Origin of the sequence: Stenotrophomonas indicatrix, assembly GCF_002750975.1 — a bacterium.
Lineage (GTDB): Bacteria > Pseudomonadota > Gammaproteobacteria > Xanthomonadales > Xanthomonadaceae > Stenotrophomonas > Stenotrophomonas indicatrix.
Map to the genome: position 1 here is coordinate 1,929,704 of NZ_PEJS01000001.1, position 14,536 is coordinate 1,944,239.

The following is a 14,536-nucleotide window of genomic DNA, read 5'->3' on the forward strand; positions in this document are numbered from 1 at the left end:
CGCGCGCTCCGCTTCAGACCAGTTTGTGCGGGATTTCACGATCGAACCTGTTACGGGCGTCCATTTCCAAGTGAGCCATTGGCGCGTCCGGTTTTACTGGGCGGCAGGCTATCGTCCCCCTGCCGCATGACGGCCTCGATCCAGTCGACGTAGCGTGACACGCGAACGTTGTGGACCATCTGGCCATAGAAGCCTGCTTCAAGGGCATGCTCGGGTACGGCCGTGATCCAGGACCCCAGTCCCACCAATTGCCAGGTGCCGTGGTCGTTGACCACAAGCGGACCACCGCTGTCTCCACTTCCCAGTACGCCCTCAAGCGGCAGGCCCTGCGGCGGCGGATCGAACCGGTACCAGAGATACCGCTGATTGCCGCCGGTAATCGTGTTGTGGGCCCGCCGCAGGGATGTACGGTGCGGCGCATCCGGCAACTGGCCAACCGCACCGTTGCCGGTGGCGCCCTTCCCCATCAGGACGGCGACCTGCGTGACCTCTGCTGAACCCCGATACAGCGCCACGGGCGTGGCATCGGTCACCGGCGCGGCAAGCTTGATCAGCGCGATGTCATCCGAGGCCGCCAGGAAGGCATGGATCCGGGAAGGACTTCCTGTTGCCATCGCCTCCTTGCCCAGAGCCTCGGGCATCCTCCGGTAGCCGGGATGCAGGAATACGCGTTCAACGCCATACGCGTTGCCATTGATCGCGATCGTTGCTCCCATCCCTTACATCGGCGCTGCATGCGCTGCGGTCAGCACCCAACGCGGGGCGATGAGAACGCCGTGCCCCTCTCCTGGCATGTCCGCCAGCGCCGGGAAGTCAGATCGTTCGATGCGGTACCTGCCATCGTCGACATCATCACGGATGACGATGGCCCCGGCAGCGAACGGGAGCGCGGCAAGCAGCAGAAAGAGCCAGCGATTCATCGAAAGCATTCATCCTTGTGGTCGATCGATCCAGCCTAGCAAAACGCATCGACACTGCTGATGGACGCGCGACCAATTCCCGTGGTGACCGACGAAGGGATGGAAACCGCGTCTGAAACCGGGACGCGCCGACACGTTTAGTGTTCACCGCGCAAGGCGAGCCTGGCATTCCTGCGGATCGAACAGGCCGTACGTGCGCAGGATTTCGAGATTGGTTCGCGCCCTTGAATCCCTCTGTTCGCAGCCCCGGAGCGAAGATCGGGAACCAGGAAGGCGCCCGTCCATGAGAACGTCGCCCACTTCACCGGGTGAAGTACAGACACCCGGCCACGGCGATCGGCATCGGGTCGGCCTCGATGCGCTGGGCCACCAGTGCCATCACTTCGATGCCATCGCCCTGGGCTTCCGGTGCTGACTGGACTACTCGCATTCCACCGGGTTCGCCCTGCGTCCCCGGCCCATCGAGGGAAAGCGCTTTGGTGAGGACTGCAGCAAGGTCTGCATCGAAGACAGCCACCACGGAACTGCGCGACAGTATCAGCCGCGTGGACGGATGACCGAAGACCAGAGCCGGTGCTGGAAGCTTCATTTCCGCGACAACGCCGGGCATGTCGCCCAGTGCGTTGCTGTAACCCCCACCCTTGCCGGCGATCGGCTGCCAGCCACCCGATGGCTTCCCGCGGGTTGCGATGTCACGCAATTGATGGGTCAACGCCCGGAATGCGGTGCGATCCGCCTTGCAGGACACAAGCGCCAGCGCCTGATCGATTTCATCCTGCCTGGGAACGGTGCTGCGGATCGATTCTGCTGCCGGGGCGTTCGGCGCAACGACAAGCCCCAAGCCTGCGAGCAGTAGAATCCTGTTCAACGTGCGGGTGATCAACGCGCAATGCTCCTGCCTGGGGTGCCAACACTGTTCGGCACCACACCGGACAGCTGGGAAACACCCTCTCTATCGGGAAACATCATTACCAGCGAGAGCTTCCCGCGCGGCGATTCTTTCGACCAGCGCATCGATCGCAGCCTCCATGGCGCGCGCCGTCTGGTCGCCGCTCTGGTTGGTGATGATGAAGATGCCAAGATCGTACTTGGGCACGATGTAGATGTAGCACTGCGACCGCGGTACGCCACCATGATGCGCATGGTAGACGCCCTTCAGCTGGTCACTGGAAACGATGTTCCAGAAGTAGCCGATGCTGAACTCCGAATCGAACGTGAGCAGAGGGCGATGCGACTCCTTTACCACCGGCCCGTTGGCCAGCTGGAACCTGAGGTACTTCACCATTTCCGGGACAGTTGCCTTCACGTTCCCGGAGGCGCCCCACGGCAACTGTGGCATCGGCGTGGTCGGTATCGGGTTGTCGCTGTGATAGCCGACCGCAAGCCGGGACGCTTCGCTGTCGCTGAGTCTGATTCTGAGACCCGTCATCGCCGCGGAATCGCCAAGGAATCCGCGTAACAGCGACTCGTAGTCGCTGTTGTAGACGGTTTCCAGGATATGCGCTGTCAGTTCCGTTCCGGCACTGGAGTAGGCGTAGTCCTTGCCGGGTGCCCGGTCAATCTCGACGGCGTGCAGATCCTTGAAGAAGTCAGCCTTGCCGTAGTGCGCATAGAGGGTGTTGAGTTCGCTGGGCGTACGATGATCGGTGAAGTCCTCCAACACCGTGTTCGCGCGTTCCGGCAGCATGTTCGGCAGGCCGCTGGTGTGCGACAGCAGATGGCGGATGCGGATGGGCTCGCCCTTGTACTGCAGGTTCGGATAGTCCCCCTGCAGGTACTGTCGGACGTCGTCGTCCAGACTGACCTTGTGTTCCAGAACGGCACTGGCCATCAGGGTGCCGGCCAGGGTCTTGCTCAACGAACCGATCTCGTAGAGGGTCGCATCGGTTGGAGGGCCAGGCTTGCCGGTTTCCATGTCGCCGCGATGACGGACGAATTCCTCGCCCCGGTACACGACGCCGATCGAGGTCGAATGAAGTAGCGGCTGCTGGATCAGCGCTGCGGCGATCTCATCGATCTCCGCCCCCAGATCCTTCGTTGCGGCCTTCTCGCTGGCGCAGCTTGCGGCCAACAGCGCGGCCGACACTACGAGGCAGCGGAACCATCGCCTGTTTCGAACATTCATCGACGTCGCTTGCATGCGTAGGCGCTTGAAGGGAGGTGGGAAAAGGGCTCTTAAGATACCCGATGGCAGGGGCTCGATTGCCGATGGATGCCGAGCCTCGCCCCGGGTCGAGCTCCCCTGGCCGGTGCACGCCCGTCGCTGAACGCTGCCAGCATCTCCACGCAATCTCCATCGCTCCTCCATGCTCCCTCCAAAGGACTGCAGATACTGGCAGCGATCAGGGGAAATGCCTCCATCGATCCCCTGTCCCATCCTCGATCTGCCCAGGTCCCCATGAAGCCCCCACACGATCCGGCCGTCGCAGCCGGCAGCATCGGCCAGCAGAATGCGGCCGCCACCCTGAAAGCCATCCTGCGCACCTACCCCTGGCAGCTCACTGGCACCTTTTCGCTGGTGGCGCTGGAGAATGCGCTGCTGCTGGCCTATCCGCTGTTCGCCGGCTTCGCGGTGGACGCGATCATCCGTGGCAACGTCGGCCATGCCATTTCCTACGCCGGCGTGGTGCTGCTGTTCTGGCTGGTAGGCGCCGCCCGCCGTGCGGTCGATACACGCACCTTCACCCGCATCTACGCCGATCTGGCGGTAAACGTGGTGCAGGCGCAGCGGCGCTTGGGCCAGGCTACCTCCACCTCGGCGGCGCGGGTGGTACTGGCCCGCGAGTTCGTCGACTTCTTCGAGAAGCACGTGCCGATCATCGCCACTGCGCTCGTTTCCATGTTCGGGGCGGCGGCGATGCTGCTGGCAATCGAACCCCTGGTTGGGGCCGCCAGCCTCATCGCCCTGCTCGGTGCGCTGGTGTTGCTGCCCTCGTTCGCTCGCCGCAACGAGCAGTTGCACGGCCGCCTGAACAACCGGCTGGAGCATGAAATCCGGCTGGTCGACCGGGTCGGCCCGTCGGTACTGCGCCGCCACTACCGCACCCTGTCGCGACTGCGCATCCTGCTGTCCGATCGCGAGGCTGGTGCCTTCGTGGTGGTCGGCGCGGCTGCTGCGGTGCTGTTTGCCTTGACCATCGGCCGCCTCGCCACGACCGATGGCGTGACCCCTGGGCACGTCTATGCGGTGATGACTTACCTGTGGACCTTTGTCGGCAGCCTGGACGATGCACCGTCGATGGTCGACCAACTGGCAAGGCTGAAGGACATCGGCCGCCGGGTTAGCCCGGGAATGGAGGATGCGGAGAACAACGCCCACCCCGGGCCATGAGCCACCGCCGGCTGTCTAGGCGATTGTCTCCATTGCTGCGGGCAGAGCGACAACCGAGCCGCCCAGCACTTGCCAGACACCGGCCGTCTTCGCCCAGAAGCGGCAGTACCTGAAGCGGCCAGAGAAGGCTGCGCCATCGAAGGTTCCGGCCAGGTCCGCAGTGATGATTGCCATTCGGCCATTCTCAGCTTCTGGCGCCCTGAACGATGCAGGTCCAGATCATCCTGCTTGCCAAACACTTCGCCCGAAGGCCCGACAAAGATCAGGGTTTCTGCAATCAGGCCATCCAGCGCGGCCACGTCGCTGGTGAGCATCGCGATGCGCAGTGCTTCTTCGAGCTGCCGTATTTCAGTGTCCATGCCGGCTCCAAGGTAGTTGGGCGATTGCTGCGTCAGTGACAACCTGACATCACTGCCGATGGGCTTCGGGCGCCAAGGTATGGATCACCCTGCCCTGCGCGTCCAGGAACTCGATGGCCCCGTAGCCTTCCGGCGTTACGGTCAGGCGCAGCCTGGCGCGGTCCTGTTGATCGTTCAGCGCGATGGCGGGGGTGCCATCGGCTGCCACCGCCATCTCGATGCGTGTTGGCGTCTGCACCCCCGGAATCAGGCGATTGTCCAGCCGCGGCTCGCGAATCAGCGGCGGCGCCTGGTTGATCGAGAACCGCACGTCGCCGTCGGGCGACACACGCCAGCCAATTGCATCCATGGCCGGGTGGTCAAGCGCCAGTACGGCCATGCCGCCCTCGACGTCTGCGGTTCCGAAGCCACCGCGCTCGCTGCCCTGGTGGTCGTACAGCACCATGCCCGCCACATTGAAGGCTCGCTTGTACTGGATGCCATCGATGATGGGCGGTGGCGTCTGGCCCGAGAGCGTCATCCGGATCACTCCGTTCTCGTCGACGATATCGATCCGCCGCGCCGTGATGCGTTCTTTGTCGGGAGCATCCACGCGGGTCTGCGGCGAGGTGCTGACGATCACCTTCTGCAGCTGCTCGACCGAGGGGCGTTTGGGGCTGGTGGTTTCCGCCGCCGGGGCGGCCATGGAAAAAGAAGAAAACGCGATGGCGGTTGCAATGCAGTGTGCTCGATTCATGGGTTCTCCCAGGGCCAGGAAGGATTCACGCGCGGATACGGGACTACGCCGGCCATGTCAGCCACGCGCCCGGCTCGACGACCTGCACGGGCACGGCACGGTCACCGGCTGCCTTGCGAAGCCGCCCAAGCGGGTCGTCCACTTCCGCATAGTTGTCCATTCCGCTGATGCCATAGTGAATAGGCACCAGCGTGCGTGCGCCGAGGATTGCCGCCGCTGCCACCGCTTGCTCCGGCGTCAGTACGCCAGGCTGGCCACTTACGGGCTCGCGCCAGCCGAACGTGGCGCCATTGATGGGGAGGAAGGCCGCATCGAACGGTCCGAACTGGCGCCCGATACGCCACCAATGGCCGTGCCATTGGGTGTCGCCGCCATGGAAGATGCGTCGGCCGCCCGCTGTTACCACCCAGGAAACCTGCGTATCGCCGTAGCCGTCCGATGCCGGTACCGGCGTTGCAGTGAAGTCGCCCAGCAATTGGGGCTCCCACAGCGCGCTCGGCCGTGCACGTGCGGCTGCGGGTAGCGGCATGGGCTGCAGGCCGGCTGGATATGCGAGTGTTCCCCCTTTGCTGAGCGCCGCCGCAACCGCATCTGCATCGAAGTGATCGGAGTGGGTGTGGGTGACCAGCACGTGGCTTTCGCCCAGCACATCGTTCACCGGCACCAGCCGGTCCGGCAATGCCTTGCCCCACGTTGCGGGATTCACCAGCGGATCAATCAGCAGCGTGCTCATCGGTAGCTGCAGCCGCACCCCTGCCCACGCCAATCGCTGGGCGCGCAGGCTGCGCATCGCCGCTGGTGGCGCAGCGGCACCAGCAGGGACCAGCGCAGCAGCGGCCACACCGGCGCAACGGGCAAGGAAGCGTCTGCGACTGCCCAGCGCCGGTGCGTTGACGGCATCGTGTTTCATGCGGCCTGCTCCCTTGCTGCCAGCGCAGCGTCCAGGGAGAAGATCGACTGCGCGACGATCGCCGTGAGATTGTGTCCATGCCATTCTCGTTCAAATGCCGTCGGCGTTACCCCCGACGCGATGCAATCCTCCAGTCTGATGGCTGCCATCAGCGCCGTGGCTTCCGTCGGCGCGGTTCGCAGCCGGATATCCACGACGATCTCCTGCATCCGCTGCAGGTAGTGGAGTGCATTGCCCAGCACCGCCGCATCGAAGACCCCGATATGCCCGCCGACCACCCTGCTGCGCCCGAACTGCTGGATACGGCCGATGGCGGCGCGCTGCAGCGCCGGGTCCGACCGGGAGAGATAGACGATGTTGCCGACGATGCTGTCGCCCACGCAGACCAGATCGGCGCTCGGCACAACCACACTCATGTGGTCCATCGTCTTGCCGGGGTTGTACAGGAAGCGCAGCTGGTGGCGCCCCCAGCGCATGGCGAGATTGTCGAACACGATATCGGGATCGCGGTAGCGTGATGCCACCGGTTGGTTCTGCGAAAGAAAGGCATGCCGGTGATGGCGGTGCGCCAGGGTCAGCGCCTCCGGAAACAGCGTCATGCCACAGATGTGGTCGCTCATGAAATGGGTGGCGGCAACCAATCGCACCCTCTTGCCCATCTGCCCGTACAGCACGTCACGCAACCAGGCGGCATCCTCCTCGCTGCCCAACGCGTCCACCAGCAGCACCTGGTCTCCGTTGACGAAGGCGGTAGCGACCGATTCAACCTGGTCACCGACGAACATCAGCACATCTGGGGCAAGCTCCTGAATACGCATGGTGGGCTTTCCGGGTGGGAGGATCGGCATCATCACCAGCTCATGCGGCACCCGGCAAACGAGTAGTTCTACGCTTCGCGTTAGAAAAATTCATGCGCTACGATGACAGGGCCCCTGCGTTGGATGGTGCCCGTGAAAGCCCGCCCCACTGCCCCACTGAATGCGCTGCGCACGTTCGAAGCGGCTGCCCGCCACCTCAGCTTCAATCAGGCGGCGCGCGAACTGTTCGTCACCCCGGCTGCGGTCAGCCATCAGGTCAAACACCTCGAGGCCTATCTGGGCGTAAGCCTGTTCCAGCGCAATCACCGCGCCGTGGCGCTCACATCAGACGGCGCGGCACTGGCAACAACGGTCGGCGATCTACTTGGGCAGCTGGACCTGGCGTTGGAGCGCGCCAGGACGCGCGCACCACACGAGCTGCGGGTGACAACCATGGAGTCGTTCGCCGCGAAATGGCTGGCCCCAAGGCTGCACCGCTTTCACCATGCGCACCCCAATGTCCGGGTGCGCATCGACACCGGCAATGAGCACGCCGACTTTCTGCGCGGAGGATTCGATGTCGGCATCCGCTACGGTGCAGGCAACTACACCGGCGTGCGCGCTGAGCTGCTGTTGAAGGCGCCGGTATTCCCTGTGTCCTCGCCCGCGCTGCTGGCCGGCACTGCTGGCCGGCTGCAGCGGTCTGATGATCTGCGCCACTGCACGTTGTTGCACGATGAAAGTGCCACGGACCGCCCCGGCGTGCCGGCGTGGTCACACTGGCTGGAGGCTGCCGGCGCCATCAACGTCAACGCAAGCGCCGGGCCGGTCTTCCCCAGCATCTATCTTGCGCAGGAAGCGGCGGTGGCCGGCCATGGCGTGGCGCTCGGCGTGGCGCCGCTGGTGGAAGACGATCTCCGCCAAGGCAGGTTGGTGAAACCCTTCAGCCTGGAGCTGGAGAACCGTTACGCATTCTGGTTGATCCGTCGGGAGATGGCTCAGGACCGCCCCGATGTGCAGGCGTTCTGCCAATGGCTGGGTGAGGAGTGCAGTGATCGGCCATGACAGGCCCATGCGTGTCATGGCGGTTCATCGGCAACAGGTGAGCGGGTCGTGTGCGCATCGCCTGCACGCATCCGGTAGTGCTCCACCCACTCCATGGTTGGTGCGATACCGCCGAAGGGAAACAGATGCGGGCTGACCTGCCCATGGGCTTCGGTCAAGCCCTCTGCCAGGCGGTCCACGAACACATCCGGCCCGGCCCTTCCCAGCAGGCGGCCGATGGAGATGCCGTAGCGGGACAGCATCGAGGTGCTTGCAGCGACGCCGCACATGGCCGCATAGCGTACAAGCCGCGCGATGCTGGCCGGCCCGGGAACGCCCACCAGCACCGGATGGGTGATGCCACGGGCGCGCAGTTCATTCAACCAGGCCAGAACGATATCGGCGTCGAATGCGAACTGGGTGATGACCAGCGGTGCCATGCCTCGCTCTTCGATACGCTGGCACTTGTTTTCAAGCACGCGCCACCTCTCGGCGCTGGCCATCACCGGATGGCCTTGCGGATGCCCGCCCACCCCCACGACCTTGATGCCGGCGCGCTCGAGAATGCCGCTCTCGATGATCGATGTGCTGTCGGCGAACGGCCCGGCAGGCGTGGCAAGATCGCCTGCGATCACGAAACAGCGCTCAATGCCGGCGTCGATGACGGCACGCTCGATGAAGTGCTCCAGCGCCGCCCGCGAGCCGATGCGGCGTGCGGAAAGGTGCGGCATCGGCTCGAACCCCAGTTCGCGCACCCTGCGTGCCGCGGCCAGTCGCGCAGCATCGTCCTCGCTCGGCAGGTAGGGAATGGAGATCGTCGTCCCCCGTGCAATGCGGGCGGCTTCGGCGCGCAGCGCAGGCATGGCCTTGGCACTGACTTCCAATGAAAAGGCGTTGACGAAGGTCTGCGCCAGTGGCTCCATGCGGCCAACGCCTGCTGACATCAGCCGGCACCACGCAGGTTGCCGGCGCTTGTGGAGCTGTTCCGTGCCAGTTCGACAAACGCCTGCAGGTAATCGATACCGGTATCGGCCTCACGCGCGCCCAGGTAGATCTGCTTGGGAATGCCTTTCGCACCCAGACGCACCGGTACCACGTCCATGCGGGCTGCATATTCCTCCACCAGCCAACGCGGCATGGCGGCCACGCCGCGACCGCTGGCCACCATCTGCATCATGATGTCGGTGGTTTCGATGGCCTTGTGGCGCCGGGGCGTGACCCCGGCAGGCAACAGGAACTGGTTGTAGATATCCAGCCGCTCGAACGGTACCGGATAGCTGATGAGTACTTCCTGGCTGAGCTGGCGGGGTTTGACGTGCTCGACCGACGCCAGCGCATGGCCCTTGGCCACCACCAGCACCTGCTCGTAATCGAAGACGGGGACGAACTTCAGGCCCGGCTTCAGCAACGGGTCGGGCGTGACCAGCAGGTCGATCTCATAGCCGAACAGGGCGCCGATGCCGCCGAACTGGAACTTCTGTTTGACGTCCACATCGACGTCGGGCCAGCTGGCCAGATAGGGCGAGACGATCTTCAGCAGCCACTGGTAGCAGGGGTGGCATTCCATGCCGATGCGCAGCGCGCCACGCTCGCCCTGCGCGAACTGGCCCAGCCGTTCCTCGGCCAGGTCCAGCTGCGGCAGCACCCGGTTGGCCACCGCCAACAGGTACTGGCCCGCCTGGGTCAGGCGCAGGCTGCGGCCTTCGCGCAGCCAGACGTTGGTACCCAGCTGCTGCTCCAGCTTCTTCATGCTGTGGCTCAGGGCTGATTGGGTCAGGTTCAGCACACCGGCGGCGGCGGTCAGCGAGCCTTGCTGTTCGACCTGCTGCACGATGCTGAGATGGATCCGCTCCAACATGACGATGAATCTCACTCATGGATTGGTGAAGTAATACCATTTTACGTCATGGGAAGGGCTGGCTAGCATCGACTCATGCCTTCGGATCCCTGCCAGCGCGGCTACCCAGCCGGCACGCAGGACTTCGCCCCTGCAGGTCACCCCGAAGCAGCCCCTCCCCTGCTGAAGCGAAGAGATGACCCGCCCCCTCCGTATCGTCGCCGTTTCCGGCGGGCTGCAGCGCCCCTCAAGGGCCGCGACCCTGGCCGAGCACCTGCTGGACCTGATCGGCGAAGGCGTCCCCTGCGATCAGCACCTGATTGAACTGGGTGAACTGGCGCCACAACTGGCCGGTGCGCTCCGGCGCTCGCAGTTGCCCGAAACCGTGGAGCGGCAGTTGGCCGCTGTCGAGCGGGCCGATGTGCTGGTGGTGGTTACGCCGGTCTACCGCGGTTCGTACACCGGCCTGTTCAAGCACTTCTTCGATTTCATCGACCAGGACGCGCTGGTCGATACCCCGATCCTGCTGGCCGCCACTGGCGGCAGCGAACGCCACGCGCTGGTGATCGACCACCAGCTGCGACCGCTTTTCAGCTTCTTCCAGGCGCGAACCCTGCCCTTGGGTGTCTACGCAACCGACAAGGATTTCGCAGACGGCTGCGTGCAGAACGAGGCCCTGATGCAGCGGGCGCGGCTGGCGGTGCAGCGCGCGATGCCCCTGCTTGCCCTCTCCCATCGTGCAGCACCTGCCGTTACCGAGGCCGCTGCAGTCCTCTGAATGCCGAATGCCAGCGACCTGCATTCGGATGTCACCCCCGCAACCCGGAACGCCGCCCATGACGACCGAGAACTTCACCTTCAGCATCACCCGTATTCCTTTCAACGAGGACTACCAGCCCGCTGACGGCACGCGAATCACCACCAACTTCGCCAACCTGGCCCGCGGCGAATCCCGCCAGGAAAACCTGCGCAACACGCTCGGCATGATCAACAACCGCTTCAACGATCTGGCGCACTGGGACAACCCCAGCGCGGATCGCTACGCGGTCGAGCTGGACATCATCTCGGTGGAGATGCACATCGATGGCAGCGACGGCAGCGATACGTTCCCGCTGATCGAGGTGCTGCGGCCGACCATCGTCGACACGCGTACCGGCGTGCGTACGGAAGGCATCGTCGGCAACAATTTCTCCTCCTACGTCCGCGACTACGATTTCAGCGTCGTGCTGCCCGCCAGCAACGAAGGCAAGGCCACCTTCGGCATTCCCGAAGACTTCGGCGATCTTCATGGCAAGCTGTTCAAGCACTTCCTGGCGTCCGACGCCTACCGTGCGCACTTCAGCAAGCCGCCGGTGATCTGCATCAGCGTGTCCAGCAGCAAGACCTATCATCGCACCGAGAACCACCATCCCATCCTGGGCGTCGAGTATCGGCAAGGCGAGTTCTCCCCCACCGACCAGTACTTTGACAAGATGGGGCTGCAGGTGCGCTACTTCATGCCGCCAGGCAGCGTCGCGCCACTGGCGTTCTACTTCCAGGGTGACCTGCTGGGCGACTACTCGAACCTGGAACTGATCGGCACCATCAGCACGATGGAGGCCTTCCAGAAGATCTACCGCCCCGAGATCTACAACGCCAATTCCGTGGCGGGCAAGGTCTACCAGCCCAGCCTGAAGCACCAGGACTATTCGTCCACCCGCATCGTCTACGACCGCGAAGAGCGCAGCCAGCTGGCCGTCAAGCAAGGCCGGTTCACCGAAGAACACTTCATCAAGCCGTACCGCGCCGTGCTTGAGCAGTGGGCCGCCCGCTGATCAGTCGATTCCCCCTTTCCCACCTGGACACAAGAAACAGCCCGATGAAGAAACTACTGCCCACCTCGACCGCCGGCAGCCTGCCCAAGCCGTCCTGGCTTGCACAGCCGGAAAAGCTCTGGTCGCCCTGGAAGCTGCAGGATGAAGAGCTGCTGGAGGGCAAGCAGGATGCCCTGCGCCTGTCCCTGCAGGAGCAGCAGCATGCCGGCATCGACATCGTCAGTGATGGTGAGCAGACACGGCAGCATTTCGTCACCACGTTCATCGAGAACCTCAGTGGTGTCGATTTCGAGAAGCGTGAAACCGTCCGCATCCGCGACCGCTACGACGCCAGTGTGCCCACCGTGGTGAGCGCTGTCAGCCGCCCGAAGCCGGTGTTTGTGGAAGATGCGAAGTTCCTGCGCAGGCAGACTACGCAGCCGATCAAGTGGGCGCTGCCGGGCCCGATGACCATGATCGACACGCTCTACGATGCGCACTACAAGAGCCGCGAAAAGCTGGCATGGGAGTTCGCCGGGATCCTCAACCAGGAAGCCAGGGAACTGGAGGCGGCCGGCGTCGACATCATCCAGTTCGACGAGCCTGCCTTCAACGTGTTCTTCGACGAAGTGAACGATTGGGGTGTCGCTGCACTGGAGCGCGCGGTCGAAGGGCTCAAGTGCGAAACCGCGGTGCATATCTGCTATGGCTACGGCATCAAGGCCAACACCGACTGGAAGCAGACGCTGGGTTCGGAATGGCGCCAGTATGAAGAATCGTTCCCGAAGCTGCAGACGTCCAGCATCGACATCATCTCGCTGGAGTGCCACAACTCGCACGTGCCGATTGACCTGATCGAGTTGGTGCGCGGCAAGAAGGTGATGGTCGGTGCCATCGATGTGGCTTCCAGCACGGTCGAAACGCCGGAAGAAGTGGCCAACACGCTGCGCAAGGCCCTGCAGTTCGTGGATGCTGACAAGCTCTACCCCAGCACCAATTGCGGCATGGCGCCGCTGTCGCGTGACGTAGCACGAGGCAAGCTGCGCGCGCTCAGCGCAGGTGCACAGATCATCCGCGACGAGCTTCTGGCCCGCGGCTGAGCAGGACGGCGCGCCTGCGGGCGCCCTGCCCAGCGCGTGATCTCTAGTCAATGCAGGTGGGGGGTGCCCCCACCTTATTGCAATTCATCTTCAACTCGGCTGCCGGCGAGCGTGCACCACTGACGTGCAACCGTACCCCCGCCTCACCTGCGCCCACGATAGGGCTCACACCCCACCCCATCATTGTCACGATCAAGGTGGGGCCCATATCCAGGCTCTCCACGGCGCGCAGGTGCCGCACCGGCTGCGCGGGCTTCGGCGCAGTTTGCGAATGCACCTGATCTGCGCGCACGCCCTGGAGTGAAATTGTTGCGGGGTGCGTCGAAGTTGCGAGGTGCAACCGGGCCACCTCGATGGCAATGGTAGTCGCCCGTTGTGCGATTGGTATGGCAGCCGTTCTTGTCGAGACCGCCGCTGTGCGCTAACGCCTCGACAGGTAACGCCAATGCGATCACGACCGCAAAAGTGAGATTCGCGTGGATGACAATGCCCCCCTGTCAGGCGTGTTCCCCGCTGACAAGGCTAGCACGCGGCCTAGCCGTCCCGTCGGCTCGACGCTACAAGGCAAAGGCCGCGCGCCAGTGCGGGAGCCCACCGCTCCCACACTGGCGCCGCCTCCCCTGCTCCTGCGCCCGAAACTCAGCGCTGCTGATCCTTCAGGAACAGCCAGGTAATCAACGTGGCATCCGGGCCCTTGGGGTCGGTGAACGGCAACCCGGACTGGCTGCCGCTCCAGGCATGCCCCATCCCCTGCACCACGTAATGCTGGACCAGCGTCCTGCCGCCATAGGTGTAAGAGTCAACCGTGTAGGCACGCCCACCCGGCACCTGGCCGTGGAAGGTGCTGGTCGGCACGTACTTCACCGAGTCGTTGTCCACGCCATCGTCGGCCAGGTCATTGGTCTGCAGGAACTGGCGCACGGCCTGCTGCCCGTTGATCGGGTTCACCGTGGCGTCGGCGGTGCCATGGAAGACCAGCACCGGGATCGGCCGCGGCGACGGCGAGCCCGAGCACTGCCACGCCAGCCGCCCGTTGCTGTCCGGTGAGTAGATGCTGCCGGCCAACAGCGCATAGGCACTGCCGGAAATCGTGGTCGCGCCCTTGTACATGCCGCCGGAATGGATCGCGCCCGCCGCGAACACATCCGAATAACAGGCCAGCATGATCGAAGTCATCGCCCCGCCGGCGGAAATGCCGGTGACGTACACCCGGTGCGGATCGATGCTGTAGCCCGCTTTCACCTTGTCCACGATGCCGGCCAGGATGGAGGCTTCGCCACTGTCGCGCGCCTGGTTGATCGGCAGCTGCCAGTTCCAGCAGCGTGCGGGGTTGGAGGTTACGTTCTGCCGCGGGTAGACCACGATGAAGCCTTCGGTGTCGGCGACCTCGTTGAAGCCGGAGGCCTCGCCCATCAGGTTCGGCCCGGTCACGCAGCCGTGCAGTACCAGCAGCAGGGGCAGTGGCCGCGTTTCATCGTAGCCGGCCGGCACCCACACCTGGTACTCGCGGGCGCCGAACAGATTGCCGTACAGGCCAACATCCCAATGTCCGGATGGGTCTGCCGCGGAGGCGGTACCCGTGGTGGCCAGCCAGGTGCACAGCAGCAGCATCAGCGCCTTGATTGAATCGATTCCAGATTTCATGACCAGATCCTCATGCGTGAGTCGTGGATGAAGTGGTACCGGAAATCCTCGTGGACCGACCTTCC

The 14,536-nt window shown here is 64.1% G+C and carries 15 protein-coding genes and 2 pseudogenes; 5 read left to right on the forward strand and 12 right to left on the reverse strand.

The features are described from left to right. Positions 1–50: 50 nt before the first annotated feature. From CR918_RS08895 to CR918_RS08905, 3 genes and pseudogenes are all read right to left on the reverse strand, one after another. A pseudogene (locus CR918_RS08895) lies at positions 51–920 on the reverse strand (S1 family peptidase). Between the two features lie 301 nt (positions 921–1,221). After that, a complete protein-coding gene (locus tag CR918_RS08900) occupies positions 1,222–1,803 on the reverse strand; it encodes a hypothetical protein (RefSeq protein ID WP_133119679.1) in 582 nt (193 codons plus the stop codon). Between the two features lie 69 nt (positions 1,804–1,872). Continuing rightward, entirely contained in the window at positions 1,873–3,045 is a 1,173-nt protein-coding gene (locus tag CR918_RS08905; RefSeq protein WP_243379032.1) for a serine hydrolase domain-containing protein, read from the reverse strand. A gap of 273 nt (positions 3,046–3,318) precedes the next feature. Here CR918_RS08905 and CR918_RS08910 point away from each other — a divergent pair, with 273 nt between their 5' ends. After that, positions 3,319–4,251 (forward strand): ABC transporter six-transmembrane domain-containing protein, encoded by a 933-nt coding sequence (locus tag CR918_RS08910; protein ID WP_099784120.1) that lies wholly within the window; start codon positions 3,319–3,321, stop codon positions 4,249–4,251. A 15-nt stretch (positions 4,252–4,266) separates the two neighbouring features. On the opposite strand, the gene CR918_RS21235 is transcribed toward CR918_RS08910, so the two are convergent. From CR918_RS21235 to CR918_RS08930, 5 genes and pseudogenes are all read right to left on the reverse strand, one after another. Next, positions 4,267–4,425, reverse strand: coding sequence for a hypothetical protein (locus CR918_RS21235; protein ID WP_207759538.1), 159 nt, complete (start codon positions 4,423–4,425; stop codon positions 4,267–4,269). A 53-nt stretch (positions 4,426–4,478) separates the two neighbouring features. After that, positions 4,479–4,610 (reverse strand): annotated as a pseudogene (locus CR918_RS21410) (nuclear transport factor 2 family protein); the annotation flags it as partial. Positions 4,611–4,659: 49 nt separating this feature from the next. Beyond that, positions 4,660–5,346 carry a hypothetical protein gene (locus CR918_RS08920; RefSeq protein WP_099842509.1) on the reverse strand — a complete coding sequence of 229 codons (687 nt, stop codon included), beginning with the start codon at positions 5,344–5,346 and terminating at the stop codon, positions 4,660–4,662. A 43-nt stretch (positions 5,347–5,389) separates the two neighbouring features. Next, positions 5,390–6,256: an MBL fold metallo-hydrolase gene (locus tag CR918_RS08925; RefSeq protein WP_099842510.1), complete on the reverse strand. Its 867-nt coding sequence runs from the start codon at positions 6,254–6,256 to the stop codon at positions 5,390–5,392. Further along, positions 6,253–7,107 (reverse strand): MBL fold metallo-hydrolase, encoded by an 855-nt coding sequence (locus CR918_RS08930; RefSeq protein WP_099842511.1) that lies wholly within the window; start codon positions 7,105–7,107, stop codon positions 6,253–6,255. Before CR918_RS08930 ends, CR918_RS08925 begins: the two co-directional genes overlap by 4 nt. Positions 7,108–7,206: 99 nt before the next feature. Here CR918_RS08930 and gcvA point away from each other — a divergent pair, with 99 nt between their 5' ends. Then, positions 7,207–8,118 carry a transcriptional regulator GcvA gene (gene gcvA / locus CR918_RS08935; protein ID WP_157804385.1) on the forward strand — a complete coding sequence of 304 codons (912 nt, stop codon included), beginning with the start codon at positions 7,207–7,209 and terminating at the stop codon, positions 8,116–8,118. Between the two features lie 14 nt (positions 8,119–8,132). On the opposite strand, the gene CR918_RS08940 is transcribed toward gcvA, so the two are convergent. After that, positions 8,133–9,041 carry a methylenetetrahydrofolate reductase gene (locus tag CR918_RS08940; RefSeq protein ID WP_099842512.1) on the reverse strand — a complete coding sequence of 303 codons (909 nt, stop codon included), beginning with the start codon at positions 9,039–9,041 and terminating at the stop codon, positions 8,133–8,135. Next, a complete protein-coding gene (locus CR918_RS08945; RefSeq protein WP_025874528.1) occupies positions 9,041–9,955 on the reverse strand; it encodes a LysR family transcriptional regulator in 915 nt (304 codons plus the stop codon). Before CR918_RS08945 ends, CR918_RS08940 begins: the two co-directional genes overlap by 1 nt. A 175-nt stretch (positions 9,956–10,130) precedes the next feature. On the opposite strand from CR918_RS08945, the gene msuE reads away from it, so the two are divergent. The 3 genes from msuE to CR918_RS08960 are packed head-to-tail and all read left to right on the forward strand — an operon-like array spanning position 10,131 to position 12,827. Then, positions 10,131–10,712 (forward strand): FMN reductase, encoded by a 582-nt coding sequence (msuE, locus tag CR918_RS08950; RefSeq protein WP_025874527.1) that lies wholly within the window; start codon positions 10,131–10,133, stop codon positions 10,710–10,712. A 58-nt stretch (positions 10,713–10,770) separates the two neighbouring features. Beyond that, the gene (locus tag CR918_RS08955) at positions 10,771–11,748 is read left to right on the forward strand and encodes a DUF1852 domain-containing protein (RefSeq protein ID WP_080148744.1); all 978 of its coding nucleotides are present in this window, start codon (positions 10,771–10,773) and stop codon (positions 11,746–11,748) included. 44 nt (positions 11,749–11,792) lie between these two features. Then, on the forward strand, positions 11,793–12,827 hold the full coding sequence (locus CR918_RS08960; protein WP_099784133.1) for a methionine synthase: 1,035 nt from the start codon (positions 11,793–11,795) through the stop codon (positions 12,825–12,827). Positions 12,828–12,970: 143 nt separating this feature from the next. Here CR918_RS08960 and CR918_RS21400 read toward each other — a convergent pair whose 3' ends face one another. Beyond that, positions 12,971–13,282: an excalibur calcium-binding domain-containing protein gene (locus tag CR918_RS21400; RefSeq protein WP_207759484.1), complete on the reverse strand. Its 312-nt coding sequence runs from the start codon at positions 13,280–13,282 to the stop codon at positions 12,971–12,973. A 184-nt stretch (positions 13,283–13,466) separates the two neighbouring features. Next, positions 13,467–14,471, reverse strand: a complete 1,005-nt coding sequence (locus CR918_RS08970; RefSeq protein ID WP_099842513.1) for an extracellular catalytic domain type 1 short-chain-length polyhydroxyalkanoate depolymerase — start codon at positions 14,469–14,471, stop codon at positions 13,467–13,469. Between the last annotated feature and the right edge of the window lie 65 nt (positions 14,472–14,536).

What these genes read in the sequence shown, in the direction of transcription:
- CR918_RS08905 (WP_243379032.1), bottom strand. Translation starts at nt 3,045, where the DNA reads ATGAATGTTCGAAACAGGCGATGGTTCCGCTGCCTCGTAGTGTCGGCC.
- CR918_RS08910 (WP_099784120.1), top strand. Translation starts at nt 3,319, where the DNA reads ATGAAGCCCCCACACGATCCGGCCGTCGCAGCCGGCAGCATCGGCCAG.
- CR918_RS21235 (WP_207759538.1), bottom strand. Translation starts at nt 4,425, where the DNA reads ATGGCAATCATCACTGCGGACCTGGCCGGAACCTTCGATGGCGCAGCC.
- CR918_RS08920 (WP_099842509.1), bottom strand. Translation starts at nt 5,346, where the DNA reads ATGAATCGAGCACACTGCATTGCAACCGCCATCGCGTTTTCTTCTTTT.
- CR918_RS08925 (WP_099842510.1), bottom strand. Translation starts at nt 6,256, where the DNA reads ATGAAACACGATGCCGTCAACGCACCGGCGCTGGGCAGTCGCAGACGC.
- CR918_RS08930 (WP_099842511.1), bottom strand. Translation starts at nt 7,107, where the DNA reads ATGATGCCGATCCTCCCACCCGGAAAGCCCACCATGCGTATTCAGGAG.
- CR918_RS08940 (WP_099842512.1), bottom strand. Translation starts at nt 9,041, where the DNA reads ATGTCAGCAGGCGTTGGCCGCATGGAGCCACTGGCGCAGACCTTCGTC.
- CR918_RS08945 (WP_025874528.1), bottom strand. Translation starts at nt 9,955, where the DNA reads ATGTTGGAGCGGATCCATCTCAGCATCGTGCAGCAGGTCGAACAGCAA.
- msuE (WP_025874527.1), top strand. Translation starts at nt 10,131, where the DNA reads ATGACCCGCCCCCTCCGTATCGTCGCCGTTTCCGGCGGGCTGCAGCGC.
- CR918_RS08955 (WP_080148744.1), top strand. Translation starts at nt 10,771, where the DNA reads ATGACGACCGAGAACTTCACCTTCAGCATCACCCGTATTCCTTTCAAC.
- CR918_RS08960 (WP_099784133.1), top strand. Translation starts at nt 11,793, where the DNA reads ATGAAGAAACTACTGCCCACCTCGACCGCCGGCAGCCTGCCCAAGCCG.
- CR918_RS08970 (WP_099842513.1), bottom strand. Translation starts at nt 14,471, where the DNA reads ATGAAATCTGGAATCGATTCAATCAAGGCGCTGATGCTGCTGCTGTGC.